Origin of the sequence: Opitutus terrae PB90-1 (assembly GCF_000019965.1) — a bacterium.
Classification (GTDB): Bacteria; Verrucomicrobiota; Verrucomicrobiia; order Opitutales; family Opitutaceae; genus Opitutus; species Opitutus terrae.
This window is the reverse complement of record NC_010571.1, coordinates 5,920,917-5,942,570: the sequence shown is the minus strand read 5'-3', so window position 1 is coordinate 5,942,570 and position 21,654 is coordinate 5,920,917. Positions and strand designations below refer to the sequence as shown.

Sequence of the window (21,654 nt, the reverse complement as noted above, 5' to 3'; positions counted from 1 at the left end):
GAGTGAAGTGACAGCATGCCCGTTTCGCCCCCAGTCCGCAGCAGCGCCCGCGCCGCTGGTCGCCTGGACGGAAACGTGTTGGAGGTGGAGCTCGGCGGATCGTGGCGGATCACCGATCGTCGGCCCGCGTGGATGGACGTCGTGAGCAGCCACCGCCCGGCGAAACTGAGGCTGCACGTGGACGCGGTCGAGCGGTGGGACAGCTCGTTGCTGTTGTTCCTGTTCGAGATCGGCGAATGGTGCCGGGCGAACCAGGTAGCGTGCGACACGACGGTGCTGCCGCCGCGGGTGCAGACCCTGTTGACGCAGCTGGCGTCGTCGCACGCCACGAGCGTGCCGCACGATCGCTCGGTCAATTTTCTGGCGGTGGTCGGCAACGCGACGATGGAGCTGTCGCGCAAGACGCAGGATTTCGTGCAGTTCTTCGGTGAGTGCGTGCTCGGGGCGGTGAAGCTGCTGAAGCGGCCGGACAAGTTTCGCTGGCGCGACTGCCTCGAGGAAATGCAGCAGTGCGGCGCGATGGCGCTGCCGATCGTCAGCCTGATCGCGTTTCTCGTGGGCGTGACGCTCGCGTACATCGGCGCGCTCGTGCTGCGACAATACGGTGGCGACATCTACGTCGCGGACCTGATCGGCATGGCGATGGTCCGTGAAATGGGCGCGGTCATGACGGCGGTGGTGCTAGCGGGCCGGACCGGCGCGGCGTTTGCCGCGCAACTCGGCAACATGAAGGCCAACGAGGAGATCGATGCGCTGGAGACGCTGGGTATTTCGCCGGTGCAGTTCCTCGTGATGCCACGCTTGCTGGCGCTGGGCGTGATGATGCCGCTGCTCGCGTTGTATGCGAATGCGCTGGGCATTCTCGGCGGCATGGCGGTGTCGGCGGGGGTGTTGGACATTTCACCGTCAGCTTACTGGGTCGAGATGGGCACGATCGTGACGTTGCGCGACGTCGCGTCCGGGTTCATCAAGGCGATCGCGTTCGGCGGCATCGTCGGGCTGTCGGGTTGTTTGCGCGGACTGCAGGCGGAGCGCAGCGCGGCGGGCGTCGGTCGGGCTGCGACCTCGGCGGTGGTGACGTCGATCCTGCTGCTCGTGGTGGCGGATGCGATTTTCGCGGTGCTGTTCAACGTGATCGGATTGTGAACCGGATGAAACGCATCCTCACCTCAGCGATAGTTCGGCGTAGAGCGGGGTCGAGAGACCGCGGCTACGGTCGCGGGCGTGTTCAGCCCGCCGCCGGCGGCGGGCTCCACCTTTGCGGTGCCGCGGGAGGTTCGGTATGAGTGACACCGAAAGCGCACCGACGCCGGCGATCGACGTGCAGGGGCTGCATTGCGCCTACGAAGGTCGGACGATCCTGAAGGACGTGAGCTTCCAGGTCCGGCGCGGCGAGGTGTTTTTCGTGATCGGCGGCTCCGGTTGCGGCAAGAGCACGCTGTTGCGGAATCTGATCGGCATTCAAACGCCGGTGGCCGGCTCGGTGACGTTTCTCGGCGAATCGTTCACGAAGGCGCGGCCGGAACGGCGGCAGGAACTGCTCCAGCGATTTGGCGTGCTCTACCAAGGGGCGGCGTTGTGGACCTCGCTGACGTTGCGGCAGAACGTTGAGCTACCGCTCGAGGAATACACCACGCTCTCGCGCCGCGAGCGCGAGGAGATCGCCACGTTGAAGCTGGCGCAGGTGGGGCTCGCGGGCTCGGAGGATTTTTATCCGGCGGAGATCAGCGGCGGCATGAAGAAACGCGCCGGGCTCGCGCGCTCGCTCGCATTGGATCCGGCGATCCTGTTCCTCGACGAACCGTCGGCGGGGCTTGATCCCATCACGTCGCGGAAGCTGGACGATCTGGTCCTGCAGATTCGCGATCTGCTCGGCACGACGATGTTTGTCGTGTCGCACGAACTGGCGTCGATTTTCAGCATCGCGGATCGCGTGATCATGCTCGACCGCGAGCAGCAGGGAATCGTCGCCGAAGGTCAGCCGCGCGAGCTGGCGCGGAGCAGCGGAGACCCGCGCGTACGCGAGTTCCTGCATCGCGGTGACCTGCCCCCGACATGAAGAATTGTTTTGTCATTAACCCGGAAGGACGAATTCGTTGGGCCACTCGAGAGGTTCCAGCGTGGCGAAGCCGCAAGCGATGAAGGAAAACCACCCACCAACCACGGATTTCGCGGATGACCACGGATTTGATTTCGTCTTGCCTGTCCTCATCCGTGTCGCTTCGTGCCATCCGAGGTCGATCGGATTGAGACGCTGATCAAACTGTGAAAACCAAACTCAGACCGACAATCGTGGGTGCGTTCGTGATCGGAGCCTTTGTGCTTGGGCTGATCGCGATGCTGGCGTTTGGCGGCGTGAGCTTCTTTTCGAAGCCGCAGCGGTTCGTCGTGTTTTTCGACGAGTCGATCCACGGGCTGGATCTCGGCTCGCCGGTGAAGCTGCGCGGCGTGCGGATCGGTCGCGTGGCCGGGCTCAACGTGCGCTATGACGAGGCCACGAATCGTTCGCTCGTGGCGGTCGTGTGCGAGCTGAACCGGGATATGATGACGGACAACCAGGGCGTGCAGATCGACGTGTCGAGTCGCCAGGAGCTGCAGATGCTGGTGGATCGCGGGTTGCGCGCGCAGCTGGGCGTGTTGGGACTCGCGACCGGACTGCTGTTCGTGGAACTGAATTTCGTCGATGCGCACGAGTACCCCGCGCAGGCGACGGCGTTCGAAGCGCGCTACGTGGTGGTGCCGACGATGCCCTCGGCGCTTTCGGAGTATCAGGCGAATCTCACCGAGATCCTGAACGACATGCGCCGGATCGATTTCGCGGGGATTTCGACGGAATTCAAGGGGCTGCTGGTGGACACGCGGAAGCAGCTGACGGGTGTGGACCTCAAGGGGGCGGTGGCGCAGTGGCAGAAAACGGGGGCACAGTTCGAGGCGCTCGCGGCGATGCCGGAGTTCAAGACGACGCTCGCGAACGCCAACCAAGCGATCACGGACCTCCGCGGAGTGCTGGCAAAGGTCGACCAACAGGTGGAGCAGATCGGGCCGGCGAGCCAGGAGCTGACCGCCACGCTCGCGCAGGCGAAGGCGGCGCTGGAAACGTTCAATCACACCGCGCAGACGGCGCAGCGATTCATCGCGGCGCAGGGCGGCCTCGGCGACGAGGCGAGCCGCGCGCTGGAGCAGATCACTTCCGCCGCGGAGGCGGTGCAGCGGCTGGCGGATTTTCTGGAGCGCAATCCGCAGGCGCTCATCTCGGGCAAGAAACGTTGAGCGGAGGACACTCTCATGAATCGGACCGGTCACCTGAAACAGCTGGAGCCAACGCGGATGAGCAGCCTGTGGAAGCCTGCGCTGGCTGGCTCGCTCCTTGTGGGGATGCTGACGGGCTGCTCGCTGCCGGAAGCGCAGCCGGATCTGACGCGGTTCTACGTGCTCACACCGACGCTCGCCGCGGCGGAGATGGCAAAGCCTGCGGAGGCGGCGCCGCGGGTGCTACTGCGCGGGGTGATGGTGCCGGAGTTTTTGCGCGGGAAAATCATGCCGGTGCGGCTCTCGGACACCGAACTGCGGTACATCGATCAGGCGCGCTGGGCGGAGCCGCTCGAGGCAGGTTTGCAGCGAACCCTCAAAGTGGATCTCGAGCGCAGCGGGCGCGTGCGCGTGGTTGGCCGCGGCAGCGAGCCGCACGATTTCGAAATCGCGCTGCAGGTGCGGCAGTGTGAAGGCGTGGTGCCGGGCCGCGTGGCGCGGCTCGCGGCACGGATTGAGGTGTATTCCGGCGACGTCGAAGCGAAGCTGGTCGCGCAGGATGAATTTACGACGGAGATCGCGGGCTGGGATGGCGCGAATCACGCGGAGCTCGCGAAGAAATTGAGCGAGGCGGCGGCGCAGCTCGCGCAGCGCGTCGCCGATCTGCTGCCGGCGAAGTAAGGAATCATCACGCGGTCGGAGCGCGGCGAGCGCCGTGAGGCTCGCGGGCATGACGGCGAAACCGTGACGCGTTCCGCCTTGGCGGAGTGCGCGTGTGGCGGAAGCCGGGAGGCGTTCGAGGCGGGCGAGAAGCGCTCAGGTGTTCCGCTATGATGGCGGAGGAGGCGGGGTCGGCCACCGGAACTCCCCCGCAGGCATTTCCCTGATTCCTCGACTGCGAGCGAACAGCGCGGCGCGACCCGGGTCAGCGGGGCTCGTTGGAATCTCTGCTGTGATGCGCCACTCATGAACTCCTCGGATCGCGAATCCTTCTGTGTGCTGAACTTCTCGCTCACGCGAAACGAGGAGGGGGCGATCACTCAGCGCACGGCCTCATGCGGTACCTTTGCGGAGGTGGAGCGGGCGTTTATCGTCGCACGCGCCGCAGCGGTGCAGGAGATGACCCGTCGGCGGTTGCAAATGTATCCTCCGCGGGTGCTGGAGTTGCTCGACACCGAGTGGGGCTACGATCTGCGCGAAGACTCGCTGGTCGTTTCGCGGTACTGGGTGCACGACCGCGAGCCGCTGGTGCTGCAAGGGTGAGCGCTTCGTAGGGCTGCCGTTTACCGGCAGCCGCGGTCCGGGGGAGACGGGGCGATCCTGGCCGGCGGCGAGCGCCGGCCCTACGAATGCCGAGCCGGCCACAGGCGGCGTGCGAGCCCGGTCACTTTAGCGCCTGCGCGATCCGCTCAAGCGCGGCGACGACGTTGTCGCGCGAGTTGAACGCGCTGATCCGCACGTGGCCTTCGCCGCATTTGCCGAATCCTGCGCCGGGCGTGCACACGACTTGGGCGCGGTTGAGCAACAGGTCGAAGAACTCCCACGAATCGCGGCCGACGTTCACCCAAATGTAGGGCGCGTTGTCGCCGCCGCTGCAGGTGAAACCGAGCTGGAGCATCGCCTTGCGGATGAGCGCGGCGTTCTCAAGGTAGAAGCTCGTGAGCGCCCGTGTCTGCTGACGGCCGGCATCGGTGTAGATCGCGGCGGCGGCGCGCTGGATCGGATAGGCGACACCGTTGAACTTCGTCGTGTGCCGGCGATTCCACATCGCGTGCAGCGAGTGCTCGTGGCCGGCGGCGTCCCAGGCCTTGAGCGACTTCGGGATCACCGTGAAGGCGCAGCGCGTGCCGGTGAACCCGGCGGTCTTGGAAAAGCTGCGGAATTCGATCGCGACCTCGCGCGCGCCGTCGATCTCGTAGATGCTGTGCGGAATCCGGGGATCGCGGATGAACGACTCGTAGGCGGCGTCGAAGAGGATGATCGCGCGGTGTCGGCGGGCGTAGTCCACCCACGCGGCGAGCTGGGCCTTCGTGGCGACGGCGCCTGTCGGATTGTTGGGAAAACAAAGATAAATCAGGTCGCTAGCGGCGGTGGGGATCGCGGGGATGTAGCCGTTGGCGGGCGTGCAATCGAGATAGGTGATCCCCTCGTAGCGGCCGTCGACGTTCGGGCCAGTGCGGCCGGCCATGACGTTGGTGTCGACGTAGACGGGATACACCGGATCCGGGATGGCGAGCCGGAGATCGTGGGCGAAGATTTCCTGGATGTTGCCGCAGTCGCACTTGGCGCCGTCGGACACGAAGATCTCGTCCGGATCGATCGCGCAGCCGCGCGCGGCGAAGTCGTGCTGCGCGATCGCCTCGCGGAGAAACGCGTAGCCCTGCTCCGGACCGTAACCCTTGAAGGTGGCCCGCTGGCCCATCTCATCGCTCGCGGCGTGGAGCGCCTCAACGCACACGGGCGGCAGCGGTTCGGTCACGTCGCCGATGCCGAGCCGGATCACGGGCTGACCGGGATGGGCGGCGGCGAAGGTGTTCACGCGGCGGGCGATGTCGCTGAACAGATAGGAAGCCTTCAGCTTCGTGTAGTTTTCGTTGATGCGGATCATGGGGGAGATGAGTGCGGCGCGCACCGCGGACGATGCGAGAGCCGGGCGGATGCAGGCGGCTGACGGCACGTCACGGGCGCAAAAACTTGAACAAACGAGGCGCAACCGGTTAGTTCAAGCCATCGTTCGGCCTAACCCCGGTGTCCCCCATGCGAAAAATCGAGACTGTGTCGGAAATGCGGTCGTTGGCTGCCGCAACCAAGGCCGCGGGCAAGCCCATCGCACTGGTGGCGACCCAGGGCGCGCTGCATGCGGGGCAGGAGGCCTTGATCAAGGCGGCGGCGGCGAAGGCTGATTTCGTGGTCGTCTCGACCTTTGTGAATCCGCTGCAGTTTCCGCCGAACGAAATCCTGGCTAACTACCCGCGGAGTCCGGAGTCGGACATCGAGCTGTGCGAGCGATGTGGGGCGCACGTGATCTTCGTGCCATCAGCGGACGAAATTTACCCGCGTGGCTACTCCACCTACGTCACGGAAGATGCGACCAGCAGGATGTTGTGCGGGCCCTCGCGCCCCACGCATTTCCGCGGGGTGACGACGCTGATGGCGAAGCTCTTCAACATCGTGCAGCCGGACTTTGCGTTCTTTGGCCAGAAGGCGGTGCAGCGCGCGGCGGTGGTCCGGAAGATGGCGCACGATTTGGGCTTCCTCGTGGAGGTCGTCGTGGTGCCGACGGCGCGCGAGACGGATGGGCTGGCGGCCGGCGTGCGCAACAAGGAGTTCACGGCTTATCAGCGGCAGGACGCCGTGGCGATTCACGCGGCGCTGCAGCGGGCGAAGGAGATGGTCGCGGGCGGCATGCGGAACCCCGACCGGCTGATCGCGGAGGCGACGCACATTCTCAGTCAGAAACGGCGGATTCGCGTGATCTACGTGTCGATTGTGGACAGCGTGACGATGGAGCCCGCACGCGAGGTTATTCCGGACAAGACTATGCTGGCGATCGCCGCCTGGGTCGACGAGATCCGGCTGATCGACAACATCGTGCTGTAGCGGGCATCGCGGCGCCGGTCGATTGAATCGAAGGATGTCCTTCGTTCCTGCCACTGCGTAACAGTTGTCTCGACCGAGGACCGCGTTTGGCCACGATTTGCGCATGAGCGAGATGCTGATGCGAGTTGCTGGTCCGCTACTGATGGCGAGCGCGGGGTTGGCAACGGTCACGCCCTGTCCGGTCGCGTCCGGATCCGAGAGCGTGGAATCTTACGTGTTCACCCGCTACGCGGGGAATCCGAATGATACGCCCTATGGTAGCACGGACGGATTCGGCGATTCGGCGCGTTTCGCCGCTCCGCGAAGCATCGCGGTCGATGCATCGGGCACTCTCTACGTCGCGGATGCGGCAAGCAGCGTGATTCGGAAGATCACGGCGGAAGGTATGGTGACGACATTTGTCGGGACGGCCGGGCAGCGCGGGAGCGCTGATGGCATCGGCGCCGCCGCGCGATTCCAAGGAATTGATGGCCTGGCGATCGATGCCCGCGGAAATCTGTACGCCGTCGACTTCACCGACCATACCGTGCGGAAGATAACGCCGGAAGGAGTGGTCACGACGCTGGCAGGTTCGGCTGGAGACCATGGCACCCAAGTGGGACACGGCGGGGAGGCCCGTTTTGATTCTCCCATGGCAGTCGCGGTGGATCGATGGGACAATCTCTACGTGGGACAGATGGGTGACGGCGCGATCCGCAAGGTTTCGCCCGATGGAAATGTCACGATCCTGGCAGGCGCAGGCAAGGCTGGCAGCGCCGACGGAGACAGCGCCAGCGCGCGATTCAGTGGCAGCGACGGGCTGGCCGTGGATGGGACCGGGAACGTCTACGTGGCGGACCTGTTCAATCACACGATTCGCAAGATTACGCCCGACGGAGTGGTGACGACCCTGGCGGGGGTCGCCCGCGAGAGCGGCTTTGCGGACGGAGCCGGTGCGGCGGCTAGGTTTTACTATCCGCGGGAACTGTCGATCGATGCGTACGGAAACATCCTGGTGGCGGACGAGGGGAACTGCGCCATCCGTAAGGTCAGCCCGTCAGGGGTTGTCTCGACGGTGGCGGGGAAGACCGGGCTGAGCGGCAGCGATGACGGAGTCGATGCAGCTCGTTTCTCCTTGCCGCGGGGTGTGGCCGTGAGCCGGACGGGCGATATCTATGTTGCCGATTCGGGTAATTCGACCGTGCGGCGGATCGCGGTGGGCGGCGCGGTGACGACCTTCGCGGGCCGGCCCGGGGGCCCCGGTTATGCGAACGGGAGCAGTGAGACCGCGCAGTTCTATTTTCCGACCGGAATCGCGATCGATCAGAACCGGAACGTCTTCGTCGCGGATTCCTACAACAACGTGATAAGGAAGATCACGCCTGGCGGCGTGGTGACAACCGTGGCCGGGTTGGGCGGCGTGTTCGGTAGTGCCGAGGGATCCGGAGCGGCCGCTCGTTTCGGGGTTCCCGCCGCGGTCGCGATCGATGCGGCCGCCAATCTCTACGTTGCAAATCGCCAGACTCATGTGATTGCCAAGATCGCGCCTGATGGCGCGGTGACCTTCTTCGCCGGCAGTCCGGGACTGTCAGGTAGCACGGATGGCAATGCGCGGACGGAAGCGCGCTTCAACGGCCCGACCGGGATTGCCGTCGGTCCGTCCGGAACGATCTACGTTGCGGACTTCGACAATCATACGATCCGGCAGATTTCACCGGCGGGAATGGTTTCGACGCTCGCGGGAGCAGCCGGCCAGCCAGGGACGGCTGATGGTACCGGATCAGCGGCGCGTTTCTACGCACCGGCGGCGGTCACCGTGGACCGCGCCGGCATGATTTACGTGGCGGATTCCTGGTCGAGCGCGGTGCGGAAAATCACCCCGGATGGCGTGGTCACTACGGTCGTTCGCCAGCCGTACGACGGCGAGCCAGAGCGACTCTACCTTCCGTTCGGCATTGCTGCGGGTCACGATGGAAGCCTTTACATTGCGGATACGGGAAACAGCACAATTCGCCAGATCAGGCCCGACGGCTCGATGGTCACGATAGGCGGCGGCATGCGGCAGGAGGGCAAGCAAGATGGTCGGGGCGGCGAGGCCCGGTTTCTCAATCCCTACGGGGTGGCGGTGGACGCCGCCGGCCATCTTTACGTGGCGGACTCGGGCAACAACCTCGTTCGGAAAGGCGTGAAGGTGGCGGCGGGCAAACCGGTGTTCACCGCGAGTCCGATGAATGCAACCACGCTCGTGGGTCAGTCGGTTCAGTTTGCTTCGTCGGTTTCGCAAAGCGGGGGCGCGATCCTTCAGTGGCGCTGCAACGGACGCGATCTCGTGGGTGAAACTGCTGCGGTGCTGGCGGTGGCCAATGTGGGCCTGAACGATGTCGGCCTCTATTCCATCACCGCAACACAAGGGCTGGAGATCACAAGCACCGAAGGGGCGGTGCTCGGAATCGCTTCGTCGTCGAAGGTGACGGGCGCGGGGAGCGAGTTGCAGGCCGACATCCGACATCCGAATGGGAACGTGTTTGACCAAGTGCTGCTGACAGGGGAGGCGGAAGCGATCACCGCTGACTACGCGCTCAATCAGATCACCCGGACCTCGTTCGTCGATGTGGACGGCGACATCGTGCAAGTGGAGTTCAGCGGACCGGGGACGCTGTCGCTGGTGCTTGATGCGTCATCGGGGCCCGCTCGGGCAGAGAAGTATAATCAGGACAGCGTGAGCTACATGAAAGGCCACGCGGGGATCGTGATCGCCGGCGCGACGGAGCAGACGAACGTGTCCGTGTTCAGCGTGGGCAAGGCGACGGCCGTCAACCAGGCGCTGTTCAAGGAAGGGGAGAGTTACGATGGCATCGCCGACCTCGCCTTCATCGCGATCCTGTCGAGCGATGGGAAGTTCGGCGGGATCCGGGCAGCGAATGCCACCTTCTTCGCCGACAAGGGCCACACCGGCATCTACGCGCCGGGGGTGGACTTCTCGGGGCCGGTTTTTGTCGGCGATGTGAGTGCCTTCGACCAAGCCAAACCAGTGTTGGTGCTCGGCTCGGCCGCGGATGTGCGGATTACGGGTGGCGATCTTCTGCAGGACAACAATCAGCCCGTCCAAGTGAGCGGGATCACACAGCTGCAGTTCCGCGATGGTTCCGACTCGCATGGCAACGCGTTGCCGGCACAGAAGAACAAGGCGGTGCTGACCGAAGACGGCATCGACGTGACGGCGCAGATCGTCATCGGGCCTTGACCGACATGGACCCGTGCGAGGCGAGGCCGGCGTGCTTGTCCGCGTCGGGTTTCGAGGCTAGATTTGGGAACTCGTTCCGTAGAGGGGATTGCTATGAAAGTAGTGACGATATCACGACCAGCTGAGGTGCGGGGCGGTCTGCGGCGACGCGGCGGTTTCGCGGGGGGGCTCCTCGTGGTGGCGGCGCTGTGGCTCTCGCCGGCGTGGGCGGCTGACGCTTGGGCGCCTGGGGCGGGCTGGACGCTCGTGTGGGCCGACGAGTTCGACGGCACGGCGATCGATACCGATAATTGGACCTACGATCTTGGCGCCGGCGGCTGGGGCAATAACGAGAAGGAAACCTACACGAAGGAGAATGCCTTTCTCGAGAATGGCACGCTGGTCATCGAGGCGCGGAAAAATCCCGATGGCTCCTACACCTCGTCGCGGCTCAAAGGGCAGGGGCGGCGTTCGTGGAAATACGGTAAGGTTGCTGCGCGCATCCGGCTGCCACAGGGTCAGGGAATCTGGCCGGCATTCTGGATGCTCGGCGACACGATCAGCTCTGTCGGGTGGCCGCGCTGCGGCGAGATCGATATCATGGAAATGATCGGTGGCGGCGAGAACCGCGACGATACGATCTACGGCACGCTGCACTGGGAGGCGAACGGCACGCACGCCTCCTACGGCAGCGGGGCGCGGGAGCTGCCCGACCCGCAGTTTCTATACGAGGACTACCACGTGTTCGAAATCGAGTGGAGCGAACACGAGGTGATCTGGAAGCGCGACGCGGTGGAGTATTTCCGGACGAGCGTGGACACGACCTTGTGGCCGACGATGGCCGAGTTCCATGCGCCGTTCTTCATCCTCCTCAACCTCGCAGTCGGCGGAAACTGGCCCGGCAATCCGGATGCGACGACGGTGTTCCCGCAACGAATGGCGGTCGACTGGGTGCGGGTTTACCAGACGGGAGAACGGCCGCCGACGGTAATCACTGCGCCTGCCAGCCAGACCGTGGCGGCGGGCAGCGGTGTCACGCTCGCGGTGACGGCGGGCGGCACGGCTCCGGCGGCCTATCACTGGCGGCAGGCGGGGCGGGAGCGAGCCGTCACCGCAGAGCCGCAGTTGACCATTGCGGCGCTGGGCGCCGCCGATGCCGGAGACTACGATGTCGTGGTGGAGAACGCGCTTGGCACCGCCACGAGCCGGGTGGCGCTCGTCGGGATCACCTCAACGGGCAAAGTGCTCGGGACGGGCCAGGAACTGACGCCGGTGGATATTCGGCATCCGAACGGGAACGTGTTCGATCAGGTGCTGCTGACCGGAGCGGCGGAGGCGATCACGGCGGATGCGGGCCAGGTGACGCGGACGTCGTTCATCGACACCGATGGCGACATCGTGCAGGTGGAGTTCAGCGGGCCGGGCACGCTCTCGCTGGTGCTCGACGCGCCAACCGGACCGGCAAAGGCCGAGAAATACAACCAGGACAACGTCAGCTACATGAAAGGACACGCCGGAATCGTGATCGCCGGCGCGACGGAGCAGACGAACGTGTCCGTGTTCAGCGTGGGCAAGGCGACGGCGGTGAACCAGACGCTGTTCAAGGACGGGGTGAGCTATGATGGGGTTGCGGATCTGGCGTTCATCGCGATTCTTTCGAGCGACGGAAAGTTCGGTGGGATTCGAGCGGCGAATGCCACCTTCTTCACCGACAAGGGTCACACCGGCATCTACGCGCCGGGAGTGGAGTTCACCGGCCCCGTATTCGTCGGCGACGTGAGTGCGTATGATCACGCCAAACCGGTGCTGGTGCTCGGGTCGGCCGCGGATGTGCGCGTTGCGGGCGGCGATTTCTTTCAGGACAACGGAGAATCCGTGCAGGTGAGTGGAGTCTCTCAGCTCAAGTTTACGGCGGGTTCGGACTCGCATGGCCGCGAACTGGCCGCGCAGCGAAACCGCGCGGTATTGATGCAGGACGGACAGGACGTGACCGCGCGCGTGGTGGTAAATCCCTGAACCCGCGCCGGCGGTAACAAGTCTCAGGATTTCCCTGAGAACCGTACAGTAATGCGCCTGATGGTTAACACCAGGGGAAGGCCCGGTGCGGGCCGGAACCGGAGTTGCTGGGCTCGGTCGAGGCCGGCGCGCGAACAAAACCGCGCGATCCGAACCCATGCAGAACTCCACCCGACGTTTTCCTCTCCTCTCCCCCCGGCCCTTGCCCCGCCGCGTTGTCCCCTTTGCGTTCGCCAGCTTTCTCGCGCTCACCACGTGGACCGTCCAAGCGGCGCCCTCGGCTCCGGTGATCGGCAGCTACACGGCAGCTGTAGTCAAACCGGCCGGCGGCAACGCCACGCTGACCGTCTCGGCGTCGGGCGATCCGACGCCCAAGTATCAATGGCTCCGCGTGGGGACCATGATCTCCGGCGCGACGGCCTCCACGCTGACCGTCTCGGGACTCGAGCCCGGGGATACGGGGCTCTACTCGGCGGTGGCGTCGAACACCGAAGGCTCCGCCTCGATCGTTTCGATTGTCGGGCTGTCCACCGACCGCAAGGTCATTGGCTCCGGCACGGAGCTGACGCCGGTCGATATTCACCATCCCAACGGCAACATCTTCGACCAGGTGCTGGTGACCGGAGCGAGTGAGTCCATCACCGCCGATGCCGGGCAGATTACGCGTACATCCTACATCGATATCGATGGCGACATCGTGCAGGTGGAATTCAGCGGGCCGGGAACGTTGTCACTGGTGCTGGCCTCCCCGACCGGGCCCGCCGTGGCGGAAAAATACAATCAACCGACGGTGAACTACATGAAAGGCCATGCCGGCATCGTCATCGCTGGCGCAACCGAGAATACACACGTGTCGGTATTCACCGTCGGTCGCGCGACCGCCTTCGATCCCAATGGCGGCTACGACATCACGAAGCCGATCAGCGCCACCAACAATCCCGACAACAACCACAGTCCGCTCTTCGATGGACACAGCACGACCACTTACGATGGCGTCGCGGATCTGGCGTTCATCGCGATCATGAGCTCGAACCAGAAGTTCGGAAGTCTCCGCGCGGCGAATGTGAGTTTCTTTGCCTCCAAGGGGCATACGGGAATCTACGCCCGCGGAGTGACATTCACGGGGCCCGTGCGCGTCGGAGATATTTCCGCATTCGACGCCGCGGAGCCGGTGCTGTATCTCGGCTCCGCCGCGGACGTGAGCATCACGGGCGGCGATCTCTACCAGGACAACGGAAAGCCGGTGCAGGTGAACGGCATGGACCAGCTGAAGTTTGTCGCCGGCACGGATTCCCACGGGCATGCAATCGCCGCGAAGCAGAACCGCGCCGTGTTGATGCAGAACGGTCAGAACGTGACGTCGAAGATCGTGGTTAATCCGTAAGGCGGGACGAAACTCTTCGCTGGCGCTGGGGTGCGGCGGCTGTTTCGGTGCGGGGGTGAGTTGCCTCTTTTCTCGCATTGCCATCGTTGGCGCTGGCGCGATCGGCACGTACTACGGCGTGCGGTTGGGGCGTGCCGGCGCGGACGTGCGGTTTCTGCTGCGGAGTGATCTCGATGCGGTCCGCCGGCGCGGCGCTATGGCGATCCACGAAAATGGCGCGACGCTCGAGCTGCGGACACCTGCGGTGTTTGTGCGCACCGAGGAGATCGGAGCGGTCGACCTCGTGATCGTCACCTTGAAGACCACGGCCAACGATCGGCTGGCGCAATTGCTCCCGCCGCTGATCGGACCGGACACGGTGGTGCTCACGCTGCAGAACGGACTGGGATCCGATGAGCTGATCGCGTCGCTGGTCGGCGCAGAGCGCGTGCTGGGCGGGCTGGCGTTCATCGCGTCGACGCGGACCGCACCGGGTGAAGTAACGTGTTATCATCCGGGTTCGATTACGCTGGGCGAGTTCAGCGGCGCGCCGCGGGAACGCACGCGGATGCTCGCGGCGCAATTCAGTGCGGCGGGCGTGACGATCAAGCTCGCGGACAACCTGCTCGCGGCGCGTTGGCACAAGCTGGTCTGGAACGTTCCCTTCAACGGGCTCGCCGTCGCCGCGGGAGGAATCACCACCGACCGGATCTGCGCGGATCCGCGTCTGGCGGCGCGCGTCCGCGCGCTGATGCGCGAAGTGCAGCACGCGGCGGCGGCCTTCGGCATCACGATTGCGGACGAGTTTCTGCAACAGCAGTTCGACGTGACACCGCCGATGGACGCTTACCGGCCGTCGAGCCTGGTCGATTTTCTGGCCGGTCGCGAAGTGGAGATCGAGGCAATCTGGGGCGAGCCGTTGCGGCGCGCGCAGGCCGCCGGAGCGGACGTGCCGGAGCTGGCGAAGCTCTACGACGAATTGCGCACGGTGCCCCGCCGTTCGTCCGCGAATTAGCCCGCTGGGCACGGAGAGTTTGCGCTCGCCGCCGTGTTCCGCACCGTGGCCGGATGCATTTTCGAACCTCGACGGCGTGGGCCGTCATGCTCTGTGTTGCCACCGTCGGCTGGGCCGGCATCGATCCGCAGAATTTCGATCACAGCGTAAAACCGCAGGACGACTTTGACCAGTTTGCCAACGGCGGCTGGAAGAAGGCAAATCCGGTGCCGGCGGCCTACAGCACATGGGGAGCCTTTCACGAGTTGGAGGAGCGCAACCAGCAGGCGGTGCGCGCCATTCTCGAGCGCGTGGCCCAACACCCGGACGCGCAAGGCATCGAGCGACAGGTCGGCGATTTTTATGCGAGCGCGATGGACGAGGCGGGCATCGAGGCCGCGGGCATCACGCCGTTGAAGCCTGAACTCGCGCGGTTGGCGGCAATTGAGTCCAAGGCAGAGGTGCAGGCGGCGGTCGCGCGGCTGCATCGCTGGCGGATCTGGGCGGGGTTCCAGTTCACTTCCGAGCAGGATCCGAAGAACACCGCGATGATGATCGCGTACGGCTGGCAGGCGGGGCTGGGCCTGCCGGATCGCGACTACTACCTGCGGGACGACGAGAAATCGCAGACGCTGCGCACGCAGTACGTCGCGCACGTGGCGCGGATGCTCGAGCTGGCCGGCGCCGAGCCGGCGGCGGCGCAGGCCGACGCGGTGGCGGTGATGCAACTCGAGACGGCGCTCGCGAAAGGTTCAAAGACCAACGTCGAACTGCGCGATCCGGTGGCGAACTTCCACAAGCTCTCTCCGGTCCAGCTGCAGGAGCTGACACCGCATTTCGATTGGGCGCGCTACTGGCCCGCGCTGGGGATCGCCGAGCCCGAGGTGGTCGACGTGGGTCAGCCGGAGTTCATGCAGGCCTTCGATGCGCAGCTGGCATCCACGCCCGCGAGCACGTGGCGCACTTATCTGCGCTGGCACCTGCTGAACGCGACGGCGCCGTATCTCAGCGCTGCGTTCGTGAACGAGCAGTTCGATTTCTACGGTCGGAAGCTGAAGGGCACGCCGGAATTGCTCGAGCGTTGGAAGCGCGCCTACGAGGCCGTCGACGAATCGATCGGCGAGGCGCTGGGGCAGCTTTATGTGGCGGAGTATTTCCCCCCGGAATCGAAGCAACGGATGCTCGTGCTGGTGGAGAATCTTCGCACCGCGCTGGGCGAACGGCTGCGCGCGCTGTCGTGGATGGACGAGTCGACGAAGGCGCAGGCGCTCGCGAAACTCGCGGCGTTCGGCGTCAAGATTGGTTATCCGGACAAATGGATCGACTACGGCAAGCTGCAGGTCGACCGCGGTCCCTACGTGCTGAACGTGCTGCGCGCGCGCGAATTCAACGCCGCGCGTGAACTCGCCAAGATCGGTCGGCCGGTGGATCGCACGGAGTGGGGCATGACGCCGCCGACGGTGAACGCCTACTACAATCCGACGATGAACGAGATCGTTTTTCCCGCGGGCATCCTGCAGCCGCCGTTCTTTGACGCGCAGGCGGACGATGCGGTGAACTACGGCGCGATCGGCGCGGTGATCGGACACGAGATGACGCACGGGTTTGACGATCAGGGACGGCAATACGCTGCGGACGGCAGCCTGACCGACTGGTGGACGCCGGAGAGCGCGCAGCGTTTCAACGAGCGCGCGGCGGTGATCGTGAAACAGTACGCGGCTTACGTGGCGCTCGACGATCTGCACCTGAACGGCGAGCTGACGCAGGGCGAGAACATCGCGGACCTCGGCGGATTGACGATCGCGTATGCGGCGCTGCAAAAGGCGTTGGACGGAAGACCGGGCGATCCGATCGACGGATTCACGCCTGAGCAGCGGTTTTTCCTGAGCTGGGCGACGGCGTGGCACCAGAACATCCGGCCGGAGGCGCTGCGGCTGCGCGTGCACACGGACGTGCATTCGCCGGCGCATTTCCGCGTCAACGGTCCGCTGGCGAACCTCGAGGAGTTTGCGACGGCATTTGCGATTCCGGAGGGCACGCCGATGCGGCGGCCGGCCAGCGAGCGCGTGATCATCTGGTAAAACGCTAGCCAGACGAATCCCGGCGCGGGGTTTTGGGTCGACGCAAAGAGTGTGCGGAGTAGTTCAATCTACGCGCCATGATGCCAACAACGATCGGTCGATTCCGTCCCGCCGCCGCATGCATCGGGCGGGGACTCTGGCTGCTGCTGACCCTCGCGGGAGCACTGATCGGCGCCCCGCTTTTCGGCACGACCGTCCAGCCGCCGACCTTCAACGCACTCGTCACCGACGCGGATTACGTCGTGCGGGGAGTCGTGCAGTCGGTAACCACCGCAAAGAAGAGCACCGCTCGCGGCTTCACGATCGTCACTCGCGTGGAGTTCAAGGTACTCGAGCCCGTGACTGGCGTGGCGCCGGACGCCCTGGTGCTCGAGCTCTGGGGCGGACGGGTCGGCAAGGAAGCCCTGCTGGTGGAGGGTGTGCCGCAGTTCCAGGTCGGCGGCGAAGAGATCCTGTTTGTGCAGGGCAACGGCCGCTCGGTGTGCCCGCTCGTCGGGATGATGCACGGGCGTTACGCCGTCCGCACGGACGCGACGAGCGGCCGCCGCTATGTAGCCCGCGATAACGGCGAGCCGGTGAGCAGCATCGCGGACGTGAGCAGGCCGCTCGCCGAGCGGCTCTTCGACGAAGCGGCGCGGCGGCTCGCCGTGCAGTCGGCGCTTGGTCCGGCGGAGTTCGTTCAAAAGATCAAGGTGGTCGCGGAGGGCGCCAACCGTGAACGCTAACGTGTTCGCGCGGTGGTTGCGTCGGCTCGTTTTGCTGGCCGTCGCCGGCGTGACGGTGGCGTCGGCGTTTGTGCTCTACTACGACGACAGCGATCTCTACCTGATTAAATGGTATCGCACGCCCGTGGTGATGCATGTCGCTTTGCCGACCACGGCGACGCTCAGCGACGGCAGCAGCCTGTTGAGCAGCGTTGGAGTCGCGATGCAGACGTGGAACGCGCAGCTGGGCGCGGTTCAATTCAGCGCCGGCGCGGCGCAGACGCCCGCCTACACGCTCGGCAATGAGATCAATGAAATCGCCATCGACAAAGATGTGGACGGACAGGCGTTCTCATCCGGCACGCTCGCGCTGACGATGATCTACTCCTATGGGAACGATTTTGCCGAGACCGACATCGTGTTCAACAACGCCTATACGTGGGATTCCTATCGCGGCGCAGTGCGCGCGGATCGGCAGGACATTCGCCGCGTCGCGGTCCACGAACTCGGCCACGTGCTGGGACTGAACCATCCGGACCAAGCCAACCCGCGGCAGAACGTCACGGCGATCATGAACAGTCACGTGAGCTCGATCGAAGCGCCGCAGTCGGATGACGTGGCCGGGGTGCGCACGCTCTACGGCACGCCCGGCGTGACGCCGGTCAATGATCGTTTCGGCGAGGCTACGGTGATCATCCTGACCAACGGGCAGCGCAGCATGACCGGCAGCAACATCGGCGCTTCGCGTGAAAGTGGCGAACCGGGTCACGCCGGGGCGACGGGTATCCACTCGGTGTGGTGGAACTGGACCGCGCCGAGCAATGGAACGCTCGTGGCTGACACCTTCGGCAGCAATTTCGACACGGTGCTGGCGGTCTACACCGGAACCAGCGTGACCGCGCTCACGCCGGTGGCCGCCAACGACGACGAGGAAAGTCCGGAGCAGAACTCGACGCCGCAACGGAAGCGAACGAGCAAGATCACGACGGCCGTGACTGGCGGCACGATCTACCGCATTGCCGTCGACGGATGGGGCGACAACGACAACAGCATTCCCGACGGCTACACCGGCGCGATCACGTTGAATCTTCGGTTCAGCGCCACGAGTGAAACTGCTCCCGTGATCACCACCCAGCCGGGCAGCGGGTCGATCGCGGCCGGGGGCGCTCTCAGTCTCTCCGTCGCGGCGACGAGCGAGCCGGCTCCCACTTACCAATGGCAGCGCAATGGCGTCGACGTCGCGGGTGGGACAGGAGCGACGCTGTTGTTGAACAATGTGCAGCCGGCCGACGCGGGACTTTACGTGGCGGTGGCCAAGAACGGCACGCTCTCGACGGCGAGCAGGGCGGCGATTGTCGGCGTAACCACCGCGGCGAAGGTGATCGGGACCGGGGAGGTGGTGGGCAGCGACATCCTTCATTCGAATGGGAACGTATTCGATCAGGTGTTGGTGACCGGGGCGGCGGAGGCGATCACGGCGGATTGGAATCTCAATCAGATCACGCGGACGTCGTACATCGATATCGACGGCGACATCGTGCAGGTGGAGTTCAGCGGGCCGGGGACGCTGTCGCTGGTGCTTGATGCGGCGACGGCACCGGCGTTGGCCGAGAAATACAATCAACCGGGCGTGCTGTATGTGACCGGCCACGCGGGGATCGTCATCACGGGTGCAACCGAGAACACGAACGTGACGGTGTTCACCGTCGGGACCGGCACGGCCGTGAACCAGGCGTTGTTCAAGACAGGCGTCAGCTATGATGGGCTGGCGGATATCGCCTTCATCGCGATCTCGAGTACGAACGGAAAATTCGGCGGATTGCGCGCGGCGAACACGACATTCTTCGCGCAGCGCGGGCATACGGGGGTTTATGCACCAGGCGTGGAGTTCACCGGGCCGGTCTATGTCGGCGACGTGAGCGCGTATGACGAGGCACAGCCGGTATTGGTGCTGGGCTCGGCGTCCGACGTGCGGGTCACCGGCGGCGACATGCTGCAGGCCAACGGTCGGCCCGTGCAGGTGAGCGGGATCGCGCAGCTACGGTTCACCCCTGGCAGTGACTCGCACGGGCACACGTTGTCGGCGCAGGCCAATCGTGCCGTCTATCAGGAGGGCGGCGTCGACGTCACGGCGCGGATCGTGGTGAATCCGTAGCGAACAACGTTCTCGTGGCCCGCGCGCGCAGCGGGATGACCGAGAACTCTCCAACCCCCGCCGCTCACGCGCCGGCCACGTAGAATCCGGTCGTGCTCACGCGGCCAGCACGCCGGTGACGATCAGCAACGCGATCAGGATGCCCATCAGACTTTCGCCGGCGATCAGGCCCGAGGCGACCGGCACGACGGTTTTCTCCGCCGTGACGGGGAATTTTCGCCGCATCCATTCTGCCGCGGCGGCGCCGAGAAACATCGCGATCGCGTTGCTGCCGGGAATCACCATCGCGATCCCGAGTCCGGCGGGCGAGGGGAGTACCGTCCGCAGCCGGCGCGGTGCGAATTTTTCCATCAGCGCCAACGCCGTGCCCAGCGCGAGGCCGACGAGAATCGCGGTCTTGGCGGTCGAATGCAGCGCGCCGATGCCACCCGAAAACGCCTTCGACACGCCGGCCCACACGACACAGGACGGCGCCGGCCACGCTTCACCGCCGAGCACGCTGGGATCGGGCAGGATCAGGTTGAAGGCGGGCACCACAATCGCGGCGCCGGCGAGCACGCCGAACAGCTGCGCGTAGAATTGGTGGCGCGGTTTCGCGCCGAGCAGCCAGCCCGTCTTCAGCGTGGTAAGAAGATCGGCCGCGTGCAGTCCGACCCCGCCGGTGACGTTCGCCGACATGATGTTGCCCGAGAGATTGCCCGGCGTGATCACGCCGTAGATCAACTGCGTCACGGGTCCCAGTGCCTTGGTCGGCGTCACGTCCGTCTCGCCGGTGACGCGCGCGGCCACGAAGCCCATCACCACTGCGAGTGGGACGGCGATCACGCCGGCCCAGACCGGGATCTGGAACAACCAGACCATGAGCGCTACGACGAACGGCCCGAGCACGATGAATCCCGTGGGAAACCACCACTCCGGACACTCGACGGCCGAGATGCCCGAGGCGGCTGGCGCCTGGCGGCGCCGGAAGATCTGCGTGAGTCCGGTGAACGATCGCGCGATGCTCTTGTAATCGAGCGCAAACGAGGTGAGCCCCGACGCGACCAGAATTGCCGCGCCCGGCCAGAGCGTCCACGCCACGATGGCTTTGTAGCTCACGCTGTCGATGATGCCGCGGCTCAGCAGCGACGGCGCGAGGACGGCGTACGTCAGCAGTCCGCCAAGCAACAGCGACCAGCCGGTACGGAAACTCATCAGCGCGCCACCACCAATCAGCACCACTTCGGCTTTGAGCGACAACGTCCATTCCGCCAGCGAGCGGCCGGCGAGGGTGAGCGGCAGCCCGAGGGTGGTCGGGATCCAATGCCACGCATCGCGGAACCACGTGAGCACCGCCGCGCCGACTGCGGACCAGCCGAGCCATGCGGCCTTGCTGGCGCCCGCGCCCGCCGCGGCGTCGTGGATCGAGCGGATGGTTTCGGCCGTGGCCGTGCCGGTGGGAAACGCGAGGCCCTCCTGATTGATCAACTGCCGCTTGATCGGGATGGCGGCGAAAACGCCGAGCGCGGCAATCAATCCGAACCACGCGACCATCGGCAGCGGCTCGGGTCGGAACGTGGTGACCATCAGCAGCGCACCGAATGCCGCCATGTTGCCGCCGCCGGTCATGTAGCCCGCGCCGGAGGCCACCGTGGTCAGCGCGTTGTTTTCGAGCACGCCGAGCGGCTTTTTCACGATGCGCGCGGCCTGCAGCGCCTGAAACGCGCCGAACGCGAGGATGCACGCCGTGAGCGTGACGCCCATGCTCCAGCCGGTTTTGAAGAACACATACAGGTTCGACAGGCACATCGCGGCGCCGATCAGCATGCCCACGACGACCGCGCGCACCGTGAGGTTCGGCTCGGAGGGCCGATAGGTCGCGGCCAGCCAGGCGGTTTCGCGCTCGGATTGTGTGCTGGGTTCGGCGGTGGCGGGGCGGACAAACTCGGCGGACATGAGGGGTAAATCGAGAGGGCGCTGCGAGCGCGAGCGCATGCGCAACGAAAGGCGAATCGCGCAGCGTCACCACACAAAAACGCGCGGTCCGAGGAAGTTTCCGTCGGTCGCGGCATGACCGCCGCGCGGCGACCCCTGATCTACAGTTAGCGCCGACGGAAAGCTGCGCGGCGTACCACGGACACTCAACGTGCAGCCGCAAACGGGAAAACGCGCGGGACCACCCCCGACTCGGTCGCGCGCGTCGCGCCCGCGCTGCCATTCAAGCGGCGGTCAGGGCGTCCGAATGCTTCACCGGACGAGTTCGTGGCACCTCAGTCCGCAGCTCACGGTCCTTAGCGCACCATTCAACAGT

At 65.3% G+C, this 21,654-nt stretch carries 15 protein-coding genes; 13 read left to right on the top strand and 2 right to left on the bottom strand.

What is annotated here, in order from left to right; genetic code table 11:
* The first annotated feature begins 15 nt into the window (after positions 1-15).
* From OTER_RS23330 to OTER_RS23310, 5 genes are all read left to right on the top strand, one after another.
* Positions 16-1,146 (top strand): MlaE family ABC transporter permease, encoded by a 1,131-nt coding sequence (locus tag OTER_RS23330; RefSeq protein ID WP_012377409.1) that lies wholly within the window; start codon positions 16-18, stop codon positions 1,144-1,146.
* Positions 1,147-1,282: 136 nt separating this feature from the next.
* A complete protein-coding gene (locus OTER_RS23325) occupies positions 1,283-2,059 on the top strand; it encodes an ABC transporter ATP-binding protein (RefSeq protein ID WP_012377408.1) in 777 nt (258 codons plus the stop codon).
* A gap of 206 nt (positions 2,060-2,265) precedes the next feature.
* The gene (locus OTER_RS23320; protein WP_012377407.1) at positions 2,266-3,270 is read left to right on the top strand and encodes an MlaD family protein; all 1,005 of its coding nucleotides are present in this window, start codon (positions 2,266-2,268) and stop codon (positions 3,268-3,270) included.
* 15 nt (positions 3,271-3,285) lie between these two features.
* The gene (locus OTER_RS23315; protein WP_012377406.1) at positions 3,286-3,930 is read left to right on the top strand and encodes a PqiC family protein; all 645 of its coding nucleotides are present in this window, start codon (positions 3,286-3,288) and stop codon (positions 3,928-3,930) included.
* 285 nt (positions 3,931-4,215) lie between these two features.
* A complete protein-coding gene (locus OTER_RS23310; RefSeq protein WP_044891985.1) occupies positions 4,216-4,512 on the top strand; it encodes a hypothetical protein in 297 nt (98 codons plus the stop codon).
* 121 nt (positions 4,513-4,633) lie between these two features.
* On the opposite strand, the gene OTER_RS23305 is transcribed toward OTER_RS23310, so the two are convergent.
* Positions 4,634-5,857, bottom strand: a complete 1,224-nt coding sequence (locus OTER_RS23305) for an LL-diaminopimelate aminotransferase (RefSeq protein ID WP_012377405.1) — start codon at positions 5,855-5,857, stop codon at positions 4,634-4,636.
* A 149-nt stretch (positions 5,858-6,006) separates the two neighbouring features.
* Between OTER_RS23305 and panC the strand changes: the two genes are divergently transcribed.
* The 8 genes from panC to OTER_RS23265 all read left to right on the top strand — a co-directional run bounded on the left by panC (position 6,007) and on the right by OTER_RS23265 (position 19,364).
* Positions 6,007-6,849, top strand: coding sequence for a pantoate--beta-alanine ligase (gene panC / locus OTER_RS23300; RefSeq protein ID WP_012377404.1), 843 nt, complete (start codon positions 6,007-6,009; stop codon positions 6,847-6,849).
* 103 nt (positions 6,850-6,952) lie between these two features.
* Positions 6,953-10,072: an NHL domain-containing protein gene (locus OTER_RS24725; protein ID WP_052300477.1), complete on the top strand. Its 3,120-nt coding sequence runs from the start codon at positions 6,953-6,955 to the stop codon at positions 10,070-10,072.
* A 102-nt stretch (positions 10,073-10,174) separates the two neighbouring features.
* A complete protein-coding gene (locus OTER_RS25580) occupies positions 10,175-12,067 on the top strand; it encodes a family 16 glycosylhydrolase (protein ID WP_148218225.1) in 1,893 nt (630 codons plus the stop codon).
* A 202-nt stretch (positions 12,068-12,269) separates the two neighbouring features.
* Entirely contained in the window at positions 12,270-13,451 is a 1,182-nt protein-coding gene (locus tag OTER_RS23285; protein WP_158305521.1) for an immunoglobulin domain-containing protein, read from the top strand.
* Between the two features lie 55 nt (positions 13,452-13,506).
* Positions 13,507-14,445 (top strand): 2-dehydropantoate 2-reductase, encoded by a 939-nt coding sequence (locus OTER_RS23280; RefSeq protein WP_012377400.1) that lies wholly within the window; start codon positions 13,507-13,509, stop codon positions 14,443-14,445.
* A 53-nt stretch (positions 14,446-14,498) separates the two neighbouring features.
* Complete coding sequence (locus OTER_RS23275; RefSeq protein WP_012377399.1) at positions 14,499-16,505, top strand: M13 family metallopeptidase; 2,007 nt, start codon at positions 14,499-14,501, stop codon at positions 16,503-16,505.
* 77 nt (positions 16,506-16,582) lie between these two features.
* Positions 16,583-17,230 (top strand): hypothetical protein, encoded by a 648-nt coding sequence (locus OTER_RS23270; protein WP_012377398.1) that lies wholly within the window; start codon positions 16,583-16,585, stop codon positions 17,228-17,230.
* Positions 17,220-19,364 carry an immunoglobulin domain-containing protein gene (locus OTER_RS23265; protein ID WP_012377397.1) on the top strand — a complete coding sequence of 715 codons (2,145 nt, stop codon included), beginning with the start codon at positions 17,220-17,222 and terminating at the stop codon, positions 19,362-19,364. The genes OTER_RS23270 and OTER_RS23265 overlap by 11 nt, the downstream gene beginning before the upstream one ends.
* Before the next feature lie 96 nt (positions 19,365-19,460).
* Here OTER_RS23265 and OTER_RS23260 read toward each other — a convergent pair whose 3' ends face one another.
* Positions 19,461-21,299, bottom strand: coding sequence for an OPT family oligopeptide transporter (locus tag OTER_RS23260; protein WP_012377396.1), 1,839 nt, complete (start codon positions 21,297-21,299; stop codon positions 19,461-19,463).
* Between the last annotated feature and the right edge of the window lie 355 nt (positions 21,300-21,654).

Excerpts from the sequence above, each read along its gene's own strand:
- OTER_RS23305 (WP_012377405.1), bottom strand. The coding sequence starts at position 5,857 with ATGATCCGCATCAACGAAAACTACACGAAGCTGAAGGCTTCCTATCTG.
- OTER_RS23330 (WP_012377409.1), top strand. The coding sequence starts at position 16 with ATGCCCGTTTCGCCCCCAGTCCGCAGCAGCGCCCGCGCCGCTGGTCGC.
- OTER_RS23310 (WP_044891985.1), top strand. The coding sequence starts at position 4,216 with ATGAACTCCTCGGATCGCGAATCCTTCTGTGTGCTGAACTTCTCGCTC.
- panC (WP_012377404.1), top strand. The coding sequence starts at position 6,007 with ATGCGAAAAATCGAGACTGTGTCGGAAATGCGGTCGTTGGCTGCCGCA.
- OTER_RS23275 (WP_012377399.1), top strand. The coding sequence starts at position 14,499 with ATGCATTTTCGAACCTCGACGGCGTGGGCCGTCATGCTCTGTGTTGCC.
- OTER_RS24725 (WP_052300477.1), top strand. The coding sequence starts at position 6,953 with ATGAGCGAGATGCTGATGCGAGTTGCTGGTCCGCTACTGATGGCGAGC.
- OTER_RS23270 (WP_012377398.1), top strand. The coding sequence starts at position 16,583 with ATGATGCCAACAACGATCGGTCGATTCCGTCCCGCCGCCGCATGCATC.
- OTER_RS23315 (WP_012377406.1), top strand. The coding sequence starts at position 3,286 with ATGAATCGGACCGGTCACCTGAAACAGCTGGAGCCAACGCGGATGAGC.
- OTER_RS23260 (WP_012377396.1), bottom strand. The coding sequence starts at position 21,299 with ATGTCCGCCGAGTTTGTCCGCCCCGCCACCGCCGAACCCAGCACACAA.
- OTER_RS23325 (WP_012377408.1), top strand. The coding sequence starts at position 1,283 with ATGAGTGACACCGAAAGCGCACCGACGCCGGCGATCGACGTGCAGGGG.